Origin of the sequence: uncultured Flavobacterium sp., from assembly GCF_963975515.1 — a bacterium.
Taxonomy (GTDB): domain Bacteria; phylum Bacteroidota; class Bacteroidia; order Flavobacteriales; family Flavobacteriaceae; genus Flavobacterium.
The window spans coordinates 25002-46760 of record NZ_CAXBGY010000003.1; the positions used below are offsets into that span (position 1 = coordinate 25002).

The following is a 21759-nucleotide window of genomic DNA, read 5'->3' on the forward strand; positions in this document are numbered from 1 at the left end:
TCACGTCTATGGCGTGGGCTCACTTATTGTTCCCCGGTATACCAGTACCTCTAAGGCAATAAGCTGAGTTCCATGCCTTTTTTTATGCGGTAAATTCTCGGTTTTTTTATTGGTTGTCTGTTGTCTGTTGTCAGTTGACAGTGTCAGTGTTCAGTGCTCAGTGTTCAGAAAGCAGAAAGTAGTGATCAGTAACCGTTGTTGTCAGTTGTCAGATGACAGTGTACAGTGTTCAGATTGCAGTGTTCAGTTCTCAGTGTTCAGAAAGCAGAAAGTAGTGATCAGTAACCGGTGTTGTCAGTTGTCTGTTGACAGTGTACAGTGTTCAGATTGCAGTGTTCAGTGTTCAGTTCTCAGTGTTCGGTTTGCGGTTGTCTGTTATCAGTTGTCTGTTGACAGTTCTGAGTTTAATGTTTAGAATTTTTAGTATATAAATTCATTGCCTATGGTGAAATAAAAAATACATTTTATAGCTCGACTTTGCTCGGGATGAGATTGCCGCGTTCCTCGCAATGACGTATTGCCGCGTACCTCGCAATGACAGATTGCTTCGTTCCTCGCAATGACAAAAAATGACTTCCTACCTCGTCGGCCAACTCGTTAGGAAGTCTAGACAAACAAAACCAATGTTTCATTTAACCAAACCAAAAGTATGAATAAAATTTCACTCTTTCCGCTTTGGGCTACTTTACCTTTGCCCAAATTGTTTTCTATTTTTTTATTTTTTTGTATAACAGTGGGTTATACGCAGTCCGTCACCGTTACGGGCAGAACTTCTGATGCTTCAGGTGCCTTAGCAGGAGTTACTATTCAAGTTAAAGACAAAGCACAAGGCACGCTCTCTGATGAGTTAGGGCATTACACGCTTAGTGTTTTACCCACTGATATTTTAGTATTCTCGTTTGTGGGTTATAAAACGGTAGAAGTTGCTGTTGGCAATCAATACGTGTTTAATGTTGTGTTGCAAGAAGATACTACTCAACTGAGGGAAGTGATAGTTAATGCAGGCTATTATACTGTAAAAGAAAAAGAAGGTACTGGTAGTATTACTAGTGTTTCAGCAAAGGATATTGAAAAACAGCCTGTAACCAATGTACTTGCTACGATGCAAGGTAGAATGGCAGGGGTCGATATTAGGCAAGACAGTGGTGCTCCTGGTGGTGGGTTTTCTATAAAAATTAGAGGGCAAAATAGTTTGCGAGCTGATGGGAATGAACCCTTGTATATTATTAATGGTGTGCCTTATTCGTCGGAAACAATTGGTGCCATTTCTACTTCTGGTTTTTCCCCTAGTTTGACTAGTCCGTTAAATTCTATTAATCCTTCTGATATTGAAAGTATAGAGGTTTTGAAAGATGCTGATGCGACTGCTATTTATGGTTCCCGAGGAGCCAATGGAGTAGTTTTAATTACTACTAAAAAAGGTAAAGCAGGAGTTACTGCATTTACTTTGAATAGTTCCACTAGTTTTGGAACAGTAACTCGTTTGCCTAAATTAATGAATACGCAGCAGTATCTTGCTATGCGAGAACAAGCTTTTGCGAATGATGGTGTTACTACTTTTCCAAGTTATGCTTACGATGTTAATGGAACTTGGGACAGAAATCGCTACACGGATTGGCAAAAGGAGTTTATAGGTGGTACGGCAAACATCACTAATGTGCAGGCTTCCGTTTCTGGAGGTGGTAGTCAAACTAAGTATTTATTGAGTGGAACCTATCGCAATGAAACGACAGTTTACCCTGGAGATTTCAATTATAAAAAGGGTGCTGCTCATTTTAGTATGGATCACAGCTCTGTAGACGATACCTTTAAATTAAATTTTTCGGGTACTTATAGTTCTCAAGTAAACAAGCAGCCGACTGTTAATTTAACTTCGATTTCTAGAACATTAGCTCCAAATGCTCCTGCAATATATGATGAGCAAGGCAATTTGAATTGGGAGGATAGTACGTGGGACAATCCCTTAGCAGTTTTAGAATCTAAATTCACCTCGCGCACGAACGATTTGGTTGCAAACACCCTACTTTCTTATACGATTTTTAAAAACACAGCCTTAAAAAGTAGTTTTGGGTATTCTGATTTAACGAATAATGAGCTAAATGCTCAGCCTTCAACTATATATAACCCTGCTTATGGTGTGGGTAGTGAGATTTCATTTTTAAGTACTAATTTGACAAATCGAACTTCTTGGATTGCAGAACCTCAACTGCATTGGCATACAAGTACTGGAAAGGGAAAAATTGAAGCCTTGGTAGGTAGTACTTTTCAGCAGCAAAAAACGAATCGTTTGTATGTAAATGGTTATGGATTTGCTAGTAATAGTTTGTTAAGTGATTTGGCATCAGCCTCTTTAAAAATAGTTGATTTGAGTGATGAGACTGTTTATAAGTATCAAGCTTTTTTTGCACGTTTGAATTATACATACGATAGTCGTTATATAGTAAATGTTACAGGACGAAGAGATGGTTCAAGTCGCTTTGGACCAGGAAAACAGTTTGCCACTTTTGGGGCCGTTGGAGCTGCTTGGTTGTTTTCAAAGGAGTCCTTTTTATTAGATAATTCGGTTTTGAGTTTTGGAAAATTGAGAGCTAGCTATGGAACTACAGGAAATGACCAAATAGGAGATTATCAATTTTTGAACACTTATGCTTCTTCAGGAACCAGTTACGACGGTACGATTGGCTTAGATCCAACCCGTTTGTTTAATCCAGCTTTTGGATGGGAGACTAATAAAAAGTTTGAAGTAGCCTTAGAAACCGGTTATTTTAATGATCGTTTATTTTTGACTGCTGCATATTATCGCAATCGATCTTCGAACCAATTAGTTGGTATTCCATTGCCAGGTACTACTGGTTTTCCTTCCTTAAATGGTAATCTTGATGCTACAGTCCAAAATAGAGGGCTAGAGGTTACTTTGCGTACCGTAAATTTTCAGCGTAAAAACTTTGACTGGTCTACGAATTTTAATATTTCTGCAAGTCGCAATAAACTGTTATCCTATCCTGGGCTTGAGGGGTCCACTTATTCTAATTTATATGTGGTGGGTGAACCTACAAGTATTGTTAAAGTATATCATTATACTGGTATGAATGCGCTAACGGGTGCCTATGAGTTTGAAGATATGGATGGAGATGGGGTTATAACTGCAGCAGGAGATAGAAAAGCGGTTGCTGATTTGAATCCGAAATTCTTTGGGGGTTTGCAAAATCAATTTACCTATAAGAATTTGCAATTGGATTTTTTGTTTCAGTTTGTAAAACAACAAGCCTTTAGTTCTATAAATGGTGTTCCTGGTCTGGCTATAAATCAATTGGCCACTGTTAGTGATGCGGAAAATCAACAACCTTTTACGGCTGGAGGCAATAGCGCTTTAACTACTGCCTATTCGCGCTATGTTCGAAGTGATGCCGCCATTGAAGACGCTTCTTATGTGCGTTTAAAAAACATTGCATTGACTTATGATTTGCCTCTAGGTAAACAGCAGAAAATGCAATGCCAACTGTATGTACAGGGTCAAAACCTATTAACTTTTACAAAGTATAAGTCTGGTGATCCTGAAACTAAATTCACGAATGTTTTACCACCGTTGAAAGTATTTACAGTGGGGACGAAGCTAACTTTTTAATCTAACTTACTTATTATGAAAAATTTAAAATTTAGGATAATTCCTCTAATGACTCTATTAATTCTTTTGGGTTGTGACAATTTTGTAACCGTTGAGACCCCTAATTCTCAATTAACGGGTTCTACCGTTTTTGAAGACAGCAATACGGCTAATGCTGCTATGGTGGCTATTTACGCAAAATTACGCGATGGCGGTTTATTGTCGGGCAGTACGAGTAGTTCAAGCGCTACCCTCGGGATGTATACGGATGAATTAATTTATTTTGGTGGGAATGATGAGAATACTTTTCCCTTGTTTACTAATAATCTACTCCCTACTACCTCGTTAGTTTCTCAGCAATGGAATACAAGTTATCATCAGATTTACTGTGCTAATGCTGTTATTGAAGGCTGTGAGTATTCAACTGCTTTGAGTAATGCCCATAAGAACCAATTTATTGGAGAAGCCTTATTTGTTAGGGCATTGGTTCATGGCTATTTAGTTGGTGTTTATGGAGATGTGCCTTACATTATTAGTACCGATTATGCTACCAATAAGCTTGAAGAACGCATGCCTGTTGCTGATGTATATGAAATGATGATAAATGACTTGGAAAGAGCTGTTACTTTGTTGCCTGATGCTTATGTTTCTCCTGAACGCGTTCGTCCGAATCGTTCAACAGCTTCAGCTTTATTGGCTAGAATGTATTTGTATGTTGGACAATGGGCAGAGGCCTCTAATGCAGCTTCTGCAGTGATTAATAATTCACTGTATGTTTGGGAAGATGATATTGATGCTGTTTTCTTAAAAGAAAGTAGTACTACCATTTGGCAATTTTCTCCAAAATTAGAAGGGAACAATACGGATGAAGGAGAGCTATTTATTTTTGAAAGTGGGCCTCCTCCTTATATTGGACTTAGTTCGGAATTATTTAACTCTTTTGGTACAAATGATTTGCGAAAAACGCATTGGATTGCTACCATAAGTGATGGCACCACTACTTGGTATCATGCGCATAAATATAAACAACAGAGTAATACGGGAACTTCTCTAGAATACTCTATTATTTTCCGTTTGAGTGAGCAGTATTTAATTCGAGCAGAAGCTCGAGCTCGACAAGGAGAATTGAGTAGTGCTAAAGAAGATTTGGATAAGGTTAGGCAATTGGCAGGTTTAGCTAATACAACTGCTGTTACTGCTGATGAAATTGTTGCAGCTGTTATGGAAGAGCGTAGACATGAGTTGTTTACAGAATATGGTCATCGTTTTTTTGATTTAAAACGAAATGGTCTTCTTAATACGGTCTTACCTCAAGTAAAACCAGGATGGAATACTACCGACCAATTTTGGCCGCTACCCGAAAATGAATTGTTGGTTAATCCGAATTTAACTCAAAATCCAGGCTATTAATGAGAACTTCTTTTTTAACTGTATTTTATGGAGTTGTTACACTCCTCTTATTTGTGTTAGTTCCCTGTCCCGTAATGGGGCAGGAGCTAGCCCAAAAGAATCTTACTGAAGCTGATTATTCCTTATGGAGTAAAATGAGTGGTGAACAGCTTTCTGACAAAGGGAATTGGACTAGCTATCGTTTATCGTATGAAAATGCTATTGATACTACTTTTCTAGTGCATACCTCGACACAACAAAAGATAGCTTTTCCTACTGTATTGGCTGGGAAGTTTATTAAAGAGGAAAGTTTTGCTTTTCAACGTGAAGACAACTTAGTGCTTTTTAATCTACAAACCCATAAAGAAATTGTTATACCTAAAGTTACGCACTATGGTTTATCGGAAGATGGCACTTATCTCGTGACCCTTGAAAATCAGAACACACTTGTTGTAAGAAAGAATGGGGAGATAGTAAATAGCATTGAAGCTGTTAGTACCTATGCCTTTAATTACCAAAATACATCGTTAGTTTATGCTAGTTTGGATGGTAGTAAAAGTACTATTGGCCTGTTGCGTTTTGACGGTGCCTTAAAGCCAAAAATTTTAAGTACAATTGAAGGTAAAGTAGAAGAGTTGTTTAAGTGGCAAGTTAGCGCCAATTCTTTTGCTTTTTATGCTATTAATGATGTAGAAATATCTCTGAATTATTATGATTTGAGGGCTAAAAAATTACATGTATTAAAGTCTTCAGATAGTAACTTTATGAGCAATATGAATATACTACCTAGTTATAATGCTGCATTAAGCGTTTCTCGTGATGGTCAAAAAGTTTTCTTTGGAATTACTCCAACTTTATCTAAAGACACTAGTATTGTAAAGGAAGATGTTGAGGTTTGGCATTCCAAAGACCAATATATTTATCGCAGTAGAAAATTAAAAGAAGAAATAACTCATGCAAACTACTTGGCTGTTTGGTATCCAAAGAAAAGTTTAGTAAGGCAACTTACAAATGACAGTCAGTCTTGGATAGCTTTAAACGGCAGTCAAGATTACGCTTTGGTTGCTGATGTGAAACAGTATGAACCCCAATATGAATGGATTGCACCGATGGATTATTATTTAATGTCTCTTACAACAGGAAAGAAAGTATTCTTTCTTGAAGCGTTCTCGGGTTATAATATGCATTTGAGTTTTTCACCCGATGGGCGTTATATTACCTACTATAAGGATGGAAATTGGTGGAGTTATACAATAGCTACTCAAAAACATGTAAATCTGACCAAAGGACTCAACGTAGTTTGGGATAATTATGTAATTGATCCGGGTACTGAATTGCATTTGTGGGGTCAAGCCGGCTGGACAAAGAACGATGGCTTTTTGCTGTGTTATGATTATAATGATATTTGGAAAATTGCACCTGATGGTAAGCAGCGAATACGTTTAACCAAAGGAAAAGAAACACAACTGCAATTTAGACTGCATGAAACGGCTATTTCAAATGTTCAGGAATTTAACTATGCTAAAACACCTATATCGGTTTATGACTTGACTCAAGATATTTTATTAGAGGCAGTTGATTTGGTTTCAGGTGCCAAAGGCTACTATAGTTTGTCTCCTAATCAAGAACCAAAGGTTTTTGTTATGGATGAATCTTCTATTACTAATTTAAGTAAAGCAAAAGAAAAGGATGCTTACATTTATATAAAGCAACGTTTTGACCAACCGCCTGCTTTATTTTTTAAGAATGGAAAATCATCAAAAGTTGTTTTTCAAAGTAATTCTCAACATTATAGGTATCAATGGGGAACCTCTGAAATGATTTATTTTAAGGATAGTAAAGGAAATTTTATAAAAGGTGCTTTGTTTTACCCAGCCTCTTATGAGAAAGGTAAAACTTATCCTTTGGTAGTTTCTATTTATGAAAATCTTTCCCAGCAGGTTTATACTTACGTAAACCCAACTTTGCATAACGGTATAGGATTTAATGTTTCTAATTTTACAACTAATGGTTATGCGGTTTTGTTGCCTGATATTGTCTTTGAAAGTGGTAATCCGGGTAAATCTGCTACGGATTGTGTTACAGCTGCTGTGAATCAAGTTATTGCAATGGGGGTTGCAGATGCTGCTAAAATTGGCTTGATGGGTCAATCTTTTGGGGGGTATGAAACTAATATTATTATAACCCAAACCGATCTATTTGCTGCTGCTATAAGTGGTTGTAGTATAGCTAATATTGTGGAAAGTTATTTCAGTTTTAGTTTGAATGGTAACACTATGGAAGCTTGGCGTTATGAAAACCAACAATTACGAATGGGTTTCCCTTTTTATGATAATCAAGAAGCTTATTATACCAATTCACCTTTGCATAATGCTTCAAAGATTACTACGCCACTTTTGACTTGGGCAGGAAAATTGGATAGTACTGTGTCACCTCGACAATCTGAAACTTTATATGCTGCTTTGAGAAGATTGAAAAAGGAACACGTAATGTTATTGTATGAAAATGAAGGGCATATATTTACTGATTCAAAAAATCAAGCCGATTTAACCCATAAAATGTTTGATTGGTTTGGACATTATTTGAAAGATGAGCCAAAGGCTAAATGGATGAAGGCTGATGTGGAAGATTAAAATTAAAATATGCAGTTTCAATTTAAGGAAACTGCATATTCTTTTTTAGTACTTAGTGAGTTACTTTGTACAAGGTTAAACTACAAGCGTTTGCAGCATTTTTTTTCCAAACTTGTCTTGGTACAGCTTCTGTTGACATACAGGTTTGACCTGTGTTAATCTCTGAACAATCTACTTGTACAGGATTACAGTTTAAAGGAGAAGGATTTTGAATAAAGCCAGTAATTAAAGCTGGTTTATTTGCTTCTTCAACCTTAGCTGTTTTGGTGCCAACTGCTGCGGCACTAGCTAATGTGAATGCCAATACAGGCAAAATCACTTTTACAAATGTTCTCATGATAATGTAATTTAAATTATATTTTTTGACTTACTCTTTTCTACAGGTTTTCAGTCTCAATCCTGCCACTGGCCAGTCTGGTTATTAAAAAGTTATTTTTTACTAACTTTATTTATATTGTTTAGTTTATATTTATGTAATTGGTTTCCAATTATTGCATAAAGAATATCATTACTTACATGCATTGCGTTTATCTTAGCATTGTCTACATCATAAATGTAAATACTGGATAAGTACGTACCCTTTTCAATGTTATAGATGTCAACAATTGATGCTTGTTTCCACATTTCCTTTGGTTCATAACGACCCATAATTTTTGAATTGACAAAGAGTAAATTGTTATCTACTGAGGTAATTTGATTCACCGTTGCAGGAAGTGAGGCTATTTTTCTTTGTCCAGTTTCTTTGATATGTGCTATTTTAAGTTTCGCTTTAGTTGTAGTGTCTATAGTGTTTTTGCGATGAATTAGCTTGAGATTTTTGTCTGCAATACTATATTGGTTTCTGTAATAATAAGTATAGATTACTTTTTGATTTTGTCTATCCACATTTAGTACACCATCCGTGTCAAAAAATCCGTCTATCTGCTTTTCTAATAAATTCGGAGCATATTTGACTTCTAGGCTATCTTTAAGTAAAAAAGTACCTAAAATATTGTTTAGGGTTTTAATTTCTTGAGCGCGAAAAACTATTTTGTTAGGTGCAATTATTTCGGCTTTTGAAAAGTAGTAATTGTTATTGTACATCCATAATTTTGCTTTCCAATCTGCCATATTGCCTTTGTAGATCACTGGTACCGTGCCATCCATTAAATAAAAGTATGGAGGAGCAATTTTAACTTGTACCGATCTAAAAGGGAAATCTTCTCTTTCTAATTCAATTTTATAGTGCTTTTTTATTTTAAGCGTTGAGTCGTAAGCTATAATGTGCAGCGGTGCTTGGGTATCTCCCAAATAAATAGTTGAACCCTCTGAACCTGCAAAGTATTTGGAATTATTATCTAATTCAACTTCAGCTATCTTGTTAGATGTACCTTGTATAAATCGTCTAATGAATGGATTTTCTTGGTGCATACTTTCTTCTGAAAAAAAATATAGCATCACAATGAATGTTGAGCTTATGACTGTAATTGTTAGCAGTTTTAGACTAATTTTTAATTTATTGTTAGCTATTATTAAAATTGCCAATGCAGCTAAAAAAGTAAAAATAAGGTTGAAAATCAAGTGTTCTTTCCAGTGCAAGTTATCTAGTATTCCGCCACACGAACATGGAATAAATGAAGCGTAATTTAAAATAACTATTATGTAAACTGTAAACATCACCATTAAAGTAAAAGAGGCTACTAATGCTATATAACGAGTCTTTGGAATTACAAGTAGAAAAGCTATTCCTAATTCTATTATCAACACTGCATATGAAACAAACCCTGTATAAGCACTTATTAGTGGTGATTGTCCTAGTTGGGCTTGGAAGTTTTGAAATTCTAGTAATTTACTAATTGATGCATAAATGAATAAGAAAACAAATAGATAACTTATTATTTCTAGAACTAAAGGTTTATAATTACTTTTCATTTCAGATTCTTTACTAATTTGTTTCGTAAAATTCTGAAATACAAATGTTTATTAGTTGTTTATTTGGGATTTATACTTGTTCAAAAAATAGTTGGCTTCTATTCTTTATTTCTTTTTAAATCGCTAGGAGGGTAGTGGTATTGTTTTTTGAAAGCTTTTGAGAAGTTGGTGTAATCGTTAAATCCGCTCATGAAAGCTATTTCTTTTAAGGGCAAATTGGTTTGAAGGATTAGTGCATGAGCTTGTTTTAGTCTTTGCTCTGTATAGAATCGATAAATGCTTGTATTAAAAAAGTGTCTGAAACCATCTTTTAATTTGAATTCGTTTGTCCCGAAAATATGGGAAAGTTCTTTTAAGGTTGGTAAAGGTTCTTCTAAATGACTCATTATGTATTCATATACTTCTTGGATGATTACAGCGTCCGATTTTCTTGGTATTGCTTTTGAACTATCAGTTGTGATGTCTTGTAGAATTGTTGTTACTGATGATATGAAAATGTTGTTACTGAAGTATAATCTATATACGGTGCAAAACGTTGGAACTAATTGTTTTTGATTATCAATAAGAATTAGTTGGATTGTGTTGTGGTATTGATCGTCGTTGTTGACTTCTTCTTTTATTTTTTTCCAAAGCGGAATCGACTTTTGAGATAGTAAGTTTATAAAATCTGAATTTATTAGATCTTTAGTTTTACTATTTAAAAAGTTTGGGAGGTTGGGGCTGAAGCTTATGATTTGGTAATCACTGTTGAGAATGATGGTAATCTGTACTAAGTTTTGGTAGGTGTAGTGTGGGTTTACGTAACCATTTTCCAGTATGATTTGTTGTAGTTTTTCTGCTAAGTTGTTCAGTGTTTTGGCCACTTCATTTACCTCATGGCTTTCTGATTCTTCAGTAATACGATATGACAAGTTACCCGTTGCTATTTCGAATAGCATTTGGTAGATGTTTTTAATTTGTTGTTGGTTTTGAGCCATTATTACGAATTAATTTTGAAGTGTTTTGTATGCTTATGTTTAGCATTTACTTCCTCAAAATTATAGTAATGGTTTGGTTGAAACTAAAGTTATGGTGTTCAATTCGGGAATTGAGTAGGGTTTTTTGGGTTTGTTTTTTTGTTGACGGTTGTCTGTTGTCTGTTGTCTGTTATCGGTTGTAGGTTGTAGGTTGTCGGTTGTAGGTTGTAGGTTGTCGGTTTTGATTAATGTTTATGGTTACCAGTTATTTGAATGTTAGTACCCAACGTCTCTCCCCAAACCTGTCACCCTGCTCGTGCTGAACTCGTTTCAGTAAAAGAGTCTACTCTGCTCATTGTACGTCAGAATTGACATTGCTTTTATCCAACAAATGTCCATCCACACCCTATTCCTAACAGACAACCGACAACTGTTAACCGACAACAACTCTTCCGAAACTTGTTACCCTGCCATGGTCTAATCAGTAGATACGTAATTAAACCCACAAAATCTCCTCCTAATAAAACCTACAATTATTCTCAAACGCTTTTTTTAGTTGGTCAACTTCCTTAATAATAATTGGATTTGAAAAAGAAGCGATGTGGTGTTTGTGATGAAAGTCAGAACCCACAAAATCAATCATGTTTTCTTTTAATAATTTGTCAGCCATTTTCGCGACTTCTTTTCCGTAATAGCCTGTCGCCGAAAGTAAATTCATTTGAAACAGGCAACCTGCTTTTTTAAGTCTAGAATAGTTTGAAAAATCGGCATGATAAAAAACATAGCGTTCAGGATGCGCTAATACTGGGATATAGCCCGCTACTTGTAACTTAAAAATATAATCGAAAAGTTGAATTGGTGGATTGATATAAGACATTTCGACCAATACAAAATTATCTTTAATCGTCAAGATGTCTTTGTTTTCAAAAAGAGTCACAAAATAATCATCCATAATATATTCAGATGCCGCTTTAAGTTCGACTTTTGCCGTTAGTTCCCTTAAATTTTCTTGAGTATATTCTAAAGTATTTGATATAGTTTCTGGAGTATTATTCCAAATATTCTCAATAGTATGTGGAGAAGTAATAATTTTAGAAAAGCCAAATTCAATCATGTTTTCCAATAAGAATTTTGAATCTTCTATGGTTTTGGCACCATCGTCGATTCCGGGCAACACATGGGAGTGGATATCTACATAGTTCATGGGAACTAAATCGATTAGTCTAAGCTTCGGTTTTAGGAATGAAAACATGTACTAGTAATTTTAGGCAAAGATAGTTTTTTTTTTGTTCAGTTGTCTGTTGTCAGTTGTCTGTTGTCAGTTGTCTGTTGACGGTTGTCTGTTGACGGTTGGAGGTTGGAGGTTGTGGGTTGTAGGTTGTAGGTTGTGGGTTGTGGGTTGTGGGTTGTGGGTTGTGGGTTGTGGGTCTTGGGTTGTTTTTTTTGGATGTTTGTGAGAATTAGCGATGGGTGATTGTTTTTTTTTAGTTTTGTTTTTTCACCCATCGTTGCTTTCTTCTTAGCTACTATAGCTTAGGATAGTAGCTGTATTGAATTTTTTGTGTACTGGTTTGGTCTTTCTTCTTATTTTGTTTCCGAAGGAAATGCAAATGAATGCTAGCCAAAGGTCTTTTTCTGCAGGTGTTTCTATGTCCCAATTAACTGGTTGTTGGACGTCTTCTTTTCCAAAGGTGATTAGGTTACTGTATTTGGTTTCAGAGGTGTCTTCTTCGAAATTCCAATTGGCTATTGCTAGTTGTATGTGTACTACATTGGCTTCGGTTTGCGGCCAGTTGATGTCTTTTTCGGGGTTTATGGATTTTATGTTTAGGTCTAGCGTGTCCCAATTAAAGTCTATTTCCCCATTAAATGTTTTGTCAAGGGGACACAGTTTATTGGCTTCAAAATCGATGAGAAGTTCTACTCCTTTTTCCGTTTTTAAACCATTGACTACGGTTCTTTTTCCGTGCTCATTGTTACTGTCTTCTCCTAAGACATCAAATAATAAGCCGTTTACTCTACCTGCAAAAGATCCTTCTTTTGCTTGGTCGTAGAATTGTTTTGCTAGTAACCTAAATACCCTTGATTTGCTGGAGCAATTACCGAACTCAGTCCCGTGTTTTTTAATGTGGTCATAAACGGGATTGTCACGGAATTGTTCTTTGGTGATTCCGGTTTCAGGTACTTTTCGAACGTAATTTTGATCGTTAGCGCTGTAGAAATTTAGGCCATCAATTGTGCCTATAATGTTGAAGGGTGCGGTTACTTTTGCCATTTTTGTTATAAAGATAAGTTATTTAGATTTTCGTGTCAATAGGTTTTTTCAATTAGGTTTGATGCGTTTTGTTGTGTTTTGCTGTCAGATTGAGTTTTTTGGGAAAAGTGAAACGCGAGGTGGGGGTGGGGAGAAGAGGAGATGGGGTGAAGGGGAGATGGGGAGATGGGGAGATTGAGCGTGTAAATGAAATATTGCATGAAGTTTTTATTACTTGCTTCTATTAGACGTTCTTTTGATTTGTTGGTTTGTTTGTGGGGTTGCAATTATAGTTTGAATTAAATTTGTCCCTTCTTTAAAATAGCTTAATTTTGGAACAATTATAAGATTTAGATTTTTAAATGGGAAAAGACATAAATAATGAAGAGGATTGGTTGTTTGAGATAAAACCAAAAGACAATTTTTTCTCCTTAAACCTTAAAGAGGTTTGGCAATATAGGGATTTGCTTCTTTTATTTGTTAATAGAGATATAGTTACTGTTTATAAGCAGACTATATTGGGTCCTTTATGGTATTTAATTCAGCCTTTATTTACTTCAATAATTTTCACCATTATTTTTAATAATGTAGCGGGTATTCAAACTGGTACGATTCCTCCTTTTTTATTCAATTTAGCGGGTATTATGGTTTGGAATTATTTCACCTCTTGTTTAAATGACACTTCAGATACCTTTAAGAAAAATGCCAGTATTTTTGGTAAAGTATATTTTCCTCGAATAATTGTTCCGTTATCTATTGTAGTTTCCAACCTTGTTAAATTTGGAATCCAATTCCTGATTTTCGTAGCTTTTTATATTTATTATGTTTTTAATGGGATGGAACTTCAGTTGAGTAGCTTAACATTGTTTTTTCCGTTATTAGTCGTATTAATGGGGTTTTTAGGATTAGGATTAGGAATGATAATTTCGTCTTTAGTCACGAAATACAGAGATTTAAGTTTTTTGGTTAGTTTTGGAGTGCAGTTGTTGATGTACCTTTCAGCGGTTATGTATCCTATGGCATTACTTAAGGAAAAACTACCATCATTTGGATGGTTAATAGAATATAACCCTTTAGCATATGTTATTGAAACCTCTAGATATTTACTATTAAAGGAAGGAACCGTTTCTGGGTTTGGAATGCTATATACGGTTGTGATTACGTTTGTAATTGTGGTTGTAGGATTGTTGATTTTTAATAAGACTGAGAAAAGTTTTATCGATACGGTTTAGTTGGGACTTGGAGAATGGGTGATGGGGAGATGAAGAGAATGGGAGATGAAGAGAATGGGTGATGGGGAGAAAGGGAGATGGGGAGAAAGAGAGAATGGGTGATGGGTTTTGAAAAACTTATATGAATCATAGGTTTAAAAATTACAGGTTATAGAATATACTATGAGCAATAGAAACATTATATTAAAAGCTGAAAATATATCTAAGCAGTACCGTTTAGGAACTGTTGGGACAGGAACTTTGAGTCATGATTTGAATCGATTTTGGCATAAGATTAGGGGAAAAGAAGACCCTTATTTGAAAGTTGGGGAAGTTAATGATAGAAGCTCTAAAGGAACTAGTGAATATGTTTGGGCACTAAAGGATATTAATTTTGAAGTTGAAGCGGGTGAAGTTTTAGGGATCATTGGAAAAAATGGAGCTGGAAAATCAACCTTGTTAAAAATATTATCAAAAGTAACAGCTCCCACCACGGGTTCTATTAAGTCTCGAGGTAGAATTGCTTCTTTGTTGGAAGTTGGAACAGGGTTTAATCCAGAGTTAACAGGTAGGGAAAATATCTATTTGAATGGTGCAATTCTTGGAATGACAAAAAAAGAAATTACTTCAAAGCTAGATGAAATAATAGAATTTAGTGGTTGTGAACGCTATATTGACACCCCTACAAAACGTTATAGTAGTGGAATGACAGTTCGTTTAGCTTTTGCTGTTGCAGCTTTTTTAGAACCTGAAATTTTGGTTGTGGATGAAGTATTAGCAGTTGGAGACGCAGAATTTCAAAAGAAAGCTATTGGAAAAATGCAGTCTATTTCAAGAGAAGGAGGGAGAACAGTTCTGTTTGTGAGTCACAATATGATGGCAGTAAAGAGTTTGTGTACTAGAGGGATTGTTTTGGAGAATGGTATGGTAGTTTTTGAGGGCAATATAAATGAATGTGTCGATCGTTATTCTTCAGTAGAATTGGATTTTCTCAAAGAAGAATGTAAACATAATTCATATTACGATAAGGTAAAAATAACAGATCCAAATATAACCATAGGAGAAAAGATAATAGGGCATGGGATGTCAATTAACTTAGGTGATAAGTTGAATATTAATTTTAAAGTTAATGTTTTTGATGATATTTCAGAATTATTTATATCAATGGATATACTAAATGTTAATTCAGAATTAATAGCACATATTACAAATGAAGATGATGGAATAAGTTTTCAAATGTTAAAAAAGAATACGATGATTGAAATAAATGTCAAAACAGAGTCGTTGTTAATGGTGCCAGGAATGTATAGAATGAATCTGTGGGTTGGTTCGGTACAAATAGAAACATTATATACGATTTCTAATTTTCTAATTTTTCAAATGGAGCAAAGTGATTTTACGAAACGAACAAAAGAACTTCCTAAGCATTCTAAAATGTATTTACCAACGATTTGGGAAACTATAAATTAGTATGAAGACAAAAGTTAAAATAATAAAAAGATATTTATCAAAAATATTCAAGAGCAATATTAATCGAATTATTGAGAATGAAATTGTTCCAAATGTTAACGTTATTTCTGCGGAAGATACATTATCACAATTAGAGTTATTTATACACAATAGTCAAAAAGGTGTTTATATGCGTTTTGGTGATGGTGATATTTTTTTATTAAAGAATGTTGATGACGGATACCAAAAAAAAAGTGATTTACTTTCTAAAGAAATGAGTGAAGCTTTATCTTTATCTGGACCAAACGTCTTTAAATGTTTAGCGATTCATTCAGATTTGTTTGGGTATTCTAAAGGAATGATTGGAGGGAATCATAAAAATAAAGATTCATTTGCTTTAAAACTATTTAAAGATAGTTATAAATATTTTGTTGGTAGTGTTATATATAGTCCGGTGGCATTACATTTTGTAGCAACAGAAAATCCAGAAAGAGCCAATAAGTTTCTCAAATTATTAAAAAGTAAAATGGCTGTTTTTATAGGAAATGAAAACATTAAAAGCGACACCTTAAATCTTTTATTTGGACAAGAAGTAATACATGTTAAAACACCTTCTAGCAATGCTTATTCAGAAATTGATAGGATAGAAGATGAAGCTATTGCCTCTATAGAAAAATTAGAGCATTTTAGTGTTGTATGTGTTGCAATGGGATGTTCAGGGAGACCTTTAATGAAGCGCTTGTGGAAGGCAAATCATAATATTTTTCTATTTGATTTTGGAAGTCTTTTAGATGGTATTGACGGAAATGATTCAAGATCATGGTTAAAAATGAATGCTATAAATTATTCAGAACTTCTTAAAGAATTATAAAAGTAGATAAATGTTATGAGACTAAATATTTATGTAGTAATAGTAACTTATAATCCAAAAAAATGGATTGATGTTTGTTTTAATAGTTTGAGAAATAGTACTATTTCAATCAAAACTATTGTCATAGATAACGCCTCTACAGATGGTTCTTCAGAAATAATTAAAGAACACTTTCCCGAAATAGATTTTATTCAATCAAATGAAAATCTTGGTTTTGGAAAAGCTAATAATATTGGGATAAAAAAAGCATATGATAATAATGCCGATTATGTTTTTTTATTAAATCAGGATGCATGGATAAACAATAACTCCATAGAAGAATTAGTAAAAATGGCAGAATCATCACAAACATATGGAGTTTTAAGTCCTATCCATTTAAATGGAAAAGGCAGTGCACTTGATTATAATTTTTCAAAATATATAATACCACCCAAATGCATGAATATATATTCTGATATTTATTTAAATAAAACAGAAAAAACTATTTATGATGTTAATTTTATAAATGCAGCAGCTTGGTTGATTTCAAGAAAATGTATTGAATTGGTTGGAGGTTTTAGTCCGTCTTTTTTTCATTATGGAGAAGATGATAATTATTGTGAAAGGGTTTTGTTTCATAATCTAAAAATTGGAGTTTACCCAAATTCAGAAATTTATCACGACAGAGAACAAAAAGTAAACAATACTTATTTTTCAGATGAAAAATTATTTTATAAAAGAAATATAGTATTTAAGTTTTCTAATCCTTTTTCAAAGAGAACAAAATTTTCTTTTTATAAGTCAGAATTTAAATCGATTTATATTGCATTAGCGTGCCTGGATTTCAAGGGTTTTAGAAAGAGAATTGATTGTGTTTCAGTTTTAAAAACTATAGATTTTAGTACTATAAATAAGAATAAAGAAATTAGTAAAAAAGCAGGTAAGAGTTTTTTGTAAACCGCAATCTTTGCAGTTTAGTAAATGCTTTTATCTTTGGAGTCTAGTTTAGACCAATAAAAAACAGAATTTATGAACAGTAAATTAATTAAAGTTTTAGCAGTATTAGTGAATTATGGTAATGAACAACTGTCTTATCTAGAGGATGTAGTTAAGGAATTAAAAGCATTTGAGAAATATAGTGTAACGATAATTGTAAATTCAAATATTCCTCTTGATATTCAAGGAATAGACAAGGTAAATGTATTTACATTAGATGACTACCAACTGTTGCCATTAACTTGCCGAAAAATAATTTGGGAAAATAAAGACAAATTTGATGTCTTTCTGTATGGGGAAAATGATCATTTGTTTGTTGAGAATCATTTAGACAAGCATATTTTATATACACAAATATTGCCCAAAAATAGAATTCCAGGACTTATTCAAATTGAAAAGGACGGAGATGATATCTATTATCCAGGTTATCATTCAGGTAAAGATTATGCTTTTGAATGGGACTTTAAGAGTGTAGAAACATATCAAGGGAAAAAATTTGCACATTTTTCTAATTTACATCAAGCTACTTTTATCTTAACAAGAGATCAACTTTTACAAGTTGGGAAAAAGATAAATTTTATTGAATTGGTAGATGAGTCTGAAAAGCCCTTTAAATTATTTATAAATAAAATATATAAAAAAGCATTTAGAACTAAGCTCTTTAAAAAAGAGATTTCTTATAGCGTAAAATGCAAAGTTAATACAGATGTTTATAAATTTGGAGGCATTAAAAAAGTAATTTGTATTTCTGATTTCAATGATAATCTGATACATCACCTTCCAAATTTATATATTGAAGGAATTGAAGGAAGAAAAAAATTGCGTTCTGATTCCAAAAGAATGCAAGAATCTTTGGATAGACTTTTAGAAAAATAATTAATCAAGTTAGACATACATAAATGCAATCAAAAGTAAGTATAATTGTTCCTAATTATAACCATCAAATTTTTTTGAAAGAGCGTTTGGATTCTATATTTAATCAAACTTTTCAGGATTTTGAAGTCTTAATTTTTGATGATGCTTCTACTGATGAAAGTTTAAATATATTAAAAGAGTACAAAAATCATCCTAAAGTCACTAGTTTTATTGTAAATCAAACAAATTCGGGTTCACCTTTTAAACAATGGAAAAAGGGAATGGAACTTGCAAAGTCTGAATATATTTGGGTTGCTGAAACAGATGATTTTGCAGCTTTAAATTTTTTAGAAGAACAAATAAAGATGGTAGTAAATTGTGATGCTGTAGTAGCAAAAACGATATCTGTGGATGGGTTAAACGGCACAGAAAGTGAAGTTTTTCATCCTGTTTTCAGTAATACTACAACGAATTCTAAGCTTAATGGAGATATGTTTTTCTCTAGTCCAATAAAAAACGTTAGCTGTGCTGTTTTTAAAAGACCTTCTGTTAATCAACTTAAAAAAATGACTTTCGATCAATTTCCATATATGGGAGATCAAGTGTTTTACTTTGAGTTTTTAAAAAATAAATCTATTTCATTTAATGCAAACACCAAAAGTTATTTTAGAAGAGTTGATTCGAGTGTTTCTAGTTTAAATAAAGGAATTAATTATTTTGAAAAATATTTTACACAACATTTAAAATTTCTAAAATTAATTAGTCCTGATATTGAGCCTGCAAAACAGAAAGAATATTTAAAAAAGCATTATAATAAAATAAAAAATAGAACAAATTTAAAGCAACGCTTTAGTCTTAAGTATGTTACTATAGTTATAAAATATTATTCAAGACTATGGCTATCTTATTAAATTTTTTATTAAAAATAACCTGGAAAATAAATTTGGGTACAAGATTGAAGTACAGACTTAAAAGGTCAAGTTATCAATTTAAAAAAGTATCATGGTCAATAGGACTTTATACTACTACGGAAGATTTTCAATTTAAGAAATGGAAAAAAAGCTTAAATTTTTATTGGTTTTCTATAAAAACTAAACATCCTTATACACACGTTTCTGGTTTTGCAGATCCGTTTTTGGTTGCTCAAAAAGGCAAATTATTTTTATTTTATGAAGCCATTGTAAATAAGAAGGGAGAAATTTGGTCAGCAGAGATTATAGGTAATAAATTAAAAGAAGTTCAAAGTGCAATTATTGAGCCTTTTCATTTATCATATCCTAATGTTTTTGAAGACAATGGAGATTTTTATATGATACCAGAGAGCAGTGAAGATAAAACGGTTAGGTTGTATAAGTCTTTAGAATTTCCTTTAAAATGGGAATTGAAGAAGGTTTTACACAGTGGTTCTAGATTTGTAGATACTAATTTTTTAAAAATTGAAAACATATATTACTGGTTTACTTTTGATTTAGATTTAAACTTGACGAGGCTTTTTTATTCAGATACTATTTCTTCTGAATGGATAGAACACAAGGGAAGTCCAATAGTGTCAAATAGAAATGCAGGAAATTTTATTTTTTCAAATAATGAAATTTTTAGGCCTGTTCAAATCTCAAAAAGGCATTATGGGGAAGGTGTTAATCTTTTAAAAATTGTTGAATTAAATAAAGAAAAATACGAAGAAAATCAGTATATTGTTCCTTTTTTATCAAGTGAGAAAGGGTTTAATTTAGATGGAACACATCATATTAGTACCGTACAATTTAAAGGAAAAACAATTATTGCAGTTGATGGAAAAAACAACAATTTTTATAATGTTATTTAAATAGTATTTTACAATTCTTATGAAGCAATTTTTAAAGCTAATCAAATATTTATTTACGGAAAACTATAAGACAATTTGGTTCAATTTTAAATATTTGCCATTTAAACAAGCAATTTACTTTCCAATAATACTTTCTAAAAACGTTTATATAAAAAAGATGACGGGAAGTATTGTTTTTGATTGCCCAATAAAGTATAATTTAGTAAGTTTTGGATTTGGTGAAGTCGGAATTTTTGACGAAAAAAAGGCCCGATCAATTTGGCAAGTTTCAGGGAAAGTTATTTTTAAAGGGAAGACATTATTAGGACATGGAACAAAAATTTCAGTTGAGAAAAAGGGAGAATTAATATTTGGTTCTAATTTTAAAGTAACTGCCGAAAGTTCATTTGTTGCACATAATAAAATTGAGTTTGGACAAAATTGCTTATTATCCTGGGATATATTAATAATGGATACAGATTCACACTCTGTTGTTGATAGTAATGGAAATATAGGTGAATCTACTAAACCAATTTATATAGGAAATCATGTTTGGATAGGTTGTAGAGCAACAATATTAAAAGGCTCTTTTGTTTCAGATAATTGTATTATTGGAGCAAGTAGTGTTTTGAATAGCAAGTATGAAGTTTCAAATGCAATTTATGCGGGTTCACCTGCAAAATTAGTTAAACAAGATGTAAATTGGATATAATTTTTTAATATGAAAATACTTTATGTTTATGATAAAATGCCTGATGCATATCAGAAATATCTTAATTACTTTTTAGAGTTTATTAAGAAAAAAATACATGTTAGAGCTTTAGCATATAAGAAAGATAATAAAGCAGATTTTAGTGTTTCAAGTTATGGGGTTGCCAGTTACTTTCAGTTTTTTTTACATAAAATAAAGTTGTCTAAATTTAAAAAAATTGACATAAAACATATGAGTAATTTTGATATTATTCATTTGCAATATAGTTTTTTATGGAGAAAGCTTAACGGAATAAAAAACCTTGATAATAGACCTAAAATAGTTATTACTTTGCGAGGTGGCGACACTTTTGTTAAGCCATGGTTGAAAAATTCCTGGAAAGATTTTTATAAAAATTCAGAACATGTTGATGCATTTGTAGTTATGAGTCACGTGCAGAAAAAATATTTAATGCAATGGCAAGTTCCAGAAAATAAAATACATGTAATTCCTATTTCATTTGGAAATTTTTCAAATGCCAAACCAAAATACCCCAATAAGAACGTTATGAAACTTGTATCAGCGTTTAGAATGACTTGGGAAAAAAATATTGCAGGTACTGTTTTTTTTGCAAAACTATTGAAAGATAGAAATATTGATTTTGAATTTGATATTTATGGAGATGGAGGAGACCTAGGGCAACTTCATTATTTAATTGAACGATATGAATTAGCCAATTATATTAATGTAAAAGGAATGGTTGATAATGATATTCTAAAAGAAAAACTGGTTAATTATGATTTTTTTGTTCAATTAAGTTTGTCAGATGCATTGCCCACAAGTGTGATAGAAGCTCAGTCAATTGGTTTGCCATGTATTGTGTCTAATTCTGGAGGTTTGCCTGAGGCTGTAATAAATAATGTTACTGGAATTGTTGAGGATTATAATAACTTAGATTTTTTGGTTGCTGAGACGATTGACTTATGGAATAATGAAGTAAAATATAATAACTTTTCTAAAAAAGCTATTTTAAATGCAAATGAGAATTTTTCAATTGAGGTTGAGTTTGAAAAATTGAAAAATTTATATCAAGAAATAACAAAAACAAAAAACTAGAAATATATTAAGAACTTTTTTTTGATTTAGGTAATATTTA

At 32.8% G+C, this 21759-nt stretch carries 17 protein-coding genes; 12 read left to right on the forward strand and 5 right to left on the reverse strand.

Annotation, left to right across the window (positions count from 1 at the left end; translation table 11 throughout):
• Positions 1-649: 649 nt before the first annotated feature.
• From AAC008_RS04725 to AAC008_RS04735, 3 genes are all read left to right on the forward strand, one after another.
• A complete protein-coding gene (locus AAC008_RS04725; protein ID WP_339887736.1) occupies positions 650-3625 on the forward strand; it encodes a SusC/RagA family TonB-linked outer membrane protein in 2976 nt (991 codons plus the stop codon).
• Positions 3626-3640: 15 nt separating this feature from the next.
• On the forward strand, positions 3641-5014 hold the full coding sequence (locus tag AAC008_RS04730; RefSeq protein WP_339887737.1) for a RagB/SusD family nutrient uptake outer membrane protein: 1374 nt from the start codon (positions 3641-3643) through the stop codon (positions 5012-5014).
• A 218-nt stretch (positions 5015-5232) separates the two neighbouring features.
• Positions 5233-7626 (forward strand): prolyl oligopeptidase family serine peptidase, encoded by a 2394-nt coding sequence (locus tag AAC008_RS04735; protein ID WP_339887738.1) that lies wholly within the window; start codon positions 5233-5235, stop codon positions 7624-7626.
• 52 nt (positions 7627-7678) lie between these two features.
• Here AAC008_RS04735 and AAC008_RS04740 read toward each other — a convergent pair whose 3' ends face one another.
• The 5 genes from AAC008_RS04740 to AAC008_RS04760 all read right to left on the reverse strand — a co-directional run bounded on the left by AAC008_RS04740 (position 7679) and on the right by AAC008_RS04760 (position 12768).
• The gene (locus AAC008_RS04740) at positions 7679-7963 is read right to left on the reverse strand and encodes a DUF6520 family protein (RefSeq protein ID WP_339887739.1); all 285 of its coding nucleotides are present in this window, start codon (positions 7961-7963) and stop codon (positions 7679-7681) included.
• Positions 7964-8055: 92 nt separating this feature from the next.
• Positions 8056-9537: a MauE/DoxX family redox-associated membrane protein gene (locus AAC008_RS04745; RefSeq protein ID WP_339887740.1), complete on the reverse strand. Its 1482-nt coding sequence runs from the start codon at positions 9535-9537 to the stop codon at positions 8056-8058.
• 98 nt (positions 9538-9635) lie between these two features.
• Positions 9636-10514: a helix-turn-helix domain-containing protein gene (locus AAC008_RS04750; RefSeq protein ID WP_339887741.1), complete on the reverse strand. Its 879-nt coding sequence runs from the start codon at positions 10512-10514 to the stop codon at positions 9636-9638.
• Between the two features lie 496 nt (positions 10515-11010).
• Entirely contained in the window at positions 11011-11745 is a 735-nt protein-coding gene (locus AAC008_RS04755; protein WP_339887742.1) for a CpsB/CapC family capsule biosynthesis tyrosine phosphatase, read from the reverse strand.
• 267 nt (positions 11746-12012) lie between these two features.
• Complete coding sequence (locus AAC008_RS04760) at positions 12013-12768, reverse strand: hypothetical protein (RefSeq protein ID WP_339887743.1); 756 nt, start codon at positions 12766-12768, stop codon at positions 12013-12015.
• Between the two features lie 341 nt (positions 12769-13109).
• On the opposite strand from AAC008_RS04760, the gene AAC008_RS04765 reads away from it, so the two are divergent.
• The 9 genes from AAC008_RS04765 (at position 13110) to AAC008_RS04805 (ending at position 21719) form a co-directional block, all read left to right on the forward strand.
• Positions 13110-13979, forward strand: a complete 870-nt coding sequence (locus AAC008_RS04765) for an ABC transporter permease (protein WP_339887744.1) — start codon at positions 13110-13112, stop codon at positions 13977-13979.
• 162 nt (positions 13980-14141) lie between these two features.
• A complete protein-coding gene (locus AAC008_RS04770) occupies positions 14142-15428 on the forward strand; it encodes an ABC transporter ATP-binding protein (protein WP_339887745.1) in 1287 nt (428 codons plus the stop codon).
• Between the two features lies 1 nt (position 15429).
• On the forward strand, positions 15430-16278 hold the full coding sequence (locus AAC008_RS04775; protein ID WP_339887746.1) for a GT-D fold domain-containing glycosyltransferase: 849 nt from the start codon (positions 15430-15432) through the stop codon (positions 16276-16278).
• 15 nt (positions 16279-16293) lie between these two features.
• Positions 16294-17214, forward strand: coding sequence for a glycosyltransferase family 2 protein (locus AAC008_RS04780; RefSeq protein ID WP_339887747.1), 921 nt, complete (start codon positions 16294-16296; stop codon positions 17212-17214).
• Positions 17215-17286: 72 nt separating this feature from the next.
• Complete coding sequence (locus AAC008_RS04785) at positions 17287-18129, forward strand: hypothetical protein (protein WP_339887748.1); 843 nt, start codon at positions 17287-17289, stop codon at positions 18127-18129.
• 23 nt (positions 18130-18152) lie between these two features.
• Positions 18153-19019: a glycosyltransferase family 2 protein gene (locus tag AAC008_RS04790; protein ID WP_339887749.1), complete on the forward strand. Its 867-nt coding sequence runs from the start codon at positions 18153-18155 to the stop codon at positions 19017-19019.
• A gap of 44 nt (positions 19020-19063) precedes the next feature.
• The gene (locus AAC008_RS04795) at positions 19064-19933 is read left to right on the forward strand and encodes a hypothetical protein (RefSeq protein WP_339887750.1); all 870 of its coding nucleotides are present in this window, start codon (positions 19064-19066) and stop codon (positions 19931-19933) included.
• A 157-nt stretch (positions 19934-20090) separates the two neighbouring features.
• Positions 20091-20624 (forward strand): acyltransferase, encoded by a 534-nt coding sequence (locus AAC008_RS04800; protein ID WP_339887751.1) that lies wholly within the window; start codon positions 20091-20093, stop codon positions 20622-20624.
• Between the two features lie 9 nt (positions 20625-20633).
• Complete coding sequence (locus tag AAC008_RS04805) at positions 20634-21719, forward strand: glycosyltransferase family 4 protein (RefSeq protein ID WP_339887752.1); 1086 nt, start codon at positions 20634-20636, stop codon at positions 21717-21719.
• The last annotated feature ends 40 nt before the right edge of the window (positions 21720-21759 follow it).

What these genes read in the sequence shown, in the direction of transcription:
- AAC008_RS04725 (WP_339887736.1), top strand. Translation starts at nt 650, where the DNA reads ATGAATAAAATTTCACTCTTTCCGCTTTGGGCTACTTTACCTTTGCCC.
- AAC008_RS04730 (WP_339887737.1), top strand. Translation starts at nt 3,641, where the DNA reads ATGAAAAATTTAAAATTTAGGATAATTCCTCTAATGACTCTATTAATT.
- AAC008_RS04740 (WP_339887739.1), bottom strand. Translation starts at nt 7,963, where the DNA reads ATGAGAACATTTGTAAAAGTGATTTTGCCTGTATTGGCATTCACATTA.
- AAC008_RS04745 (WP_339887740.1), bottom strand. Translation starts at nt 9,537, where the DNA reads ATGAAAAGTAATTATAAACCTTTAGTTCTAGAAATAATAAGTTATCTA.
- AAC008_RS04750 (WP_339887741.1), bottom strand. Translation starts at nt 10,514, where the DNA reads ATGGCTCAAAACCAACAACAAATTAAAAACATCTACCAAATGCTATTC.
- AAC008_RS04755 (WP_339887742.1), bottom strand. Translation starts at nt 11,745, where the DNA reads ATGTTTTCATTCCTAAAACCGAAGCTTAGACTAATCGATTTAGTTCCC.
- AAC008_RS04760 (WP_339887743.1), bottom strand. Translation starts at nt 12,768, where the DNA reads ATGGCAAAAGTAACCGCACCCTTCAACATTATAGGCACAATTGATGGC.
- AAC008_RS04765 (WP_339887744.1), top strand. Translation starts at nt 13,110, where the DNA reads ATGGGAAAAGACATAAATAATGAAGAGGATTGGTTGTTTGAGATAAAA.
- AAC008_RS04770 (WP_339887745.1), top strand. Translation starts at nt 14,142, where the DNA reads ATGAGCAATAGAAACATTATATTAAAAGCTGAAAATATATCTAAGCAG.
- AAC008_RS04775 (WP_339887746.1), top strand. Translation starts at nt 15,430, where the DNA reads ATGAAGACAAAAGTTAAAATAATAAAAAGATATTTATCAAAAATATTC.
- AAC008_RS04780 (WP_339887747.1), top strand. Translation starts at nt 16,294, where the DNA reads ATGAGACTAAATATTTATGTAGTAATAGTAACTTATAATCCAAAAAAA.
- AAC008_RS04785 (WP_339887748.1), top strand. Translation starts at nt 17,287, where the DNA reads ATGAACAGTAAATTAATTAAAGTTTTAGCAGTATTAGTGAATTATGGT.
- AAC008_RS04790 (WP_339887749.1), top strand. Translation starts at nt 18,153, where the DNA reads ATGCAATCAAAAGTAAGTATAATTGTTCCTAATTATAACCATCAAATT.
- AAC008_RS04800 (WP_339887751.1), top strand. Translation starts at nt 20,091, where the DNA reads ATGACGGGAAGTATTGTTTTTGATTGCCCAATAAAGTATAATTTAGTA.
- AAC008_RS04805 (WP_339887752.1), top strand. Translation starts at nt 20,634, where the DNA reads ATGAAAATACTTTATGTTTATGATAAAATGCCTGATGCATATCAGAAA.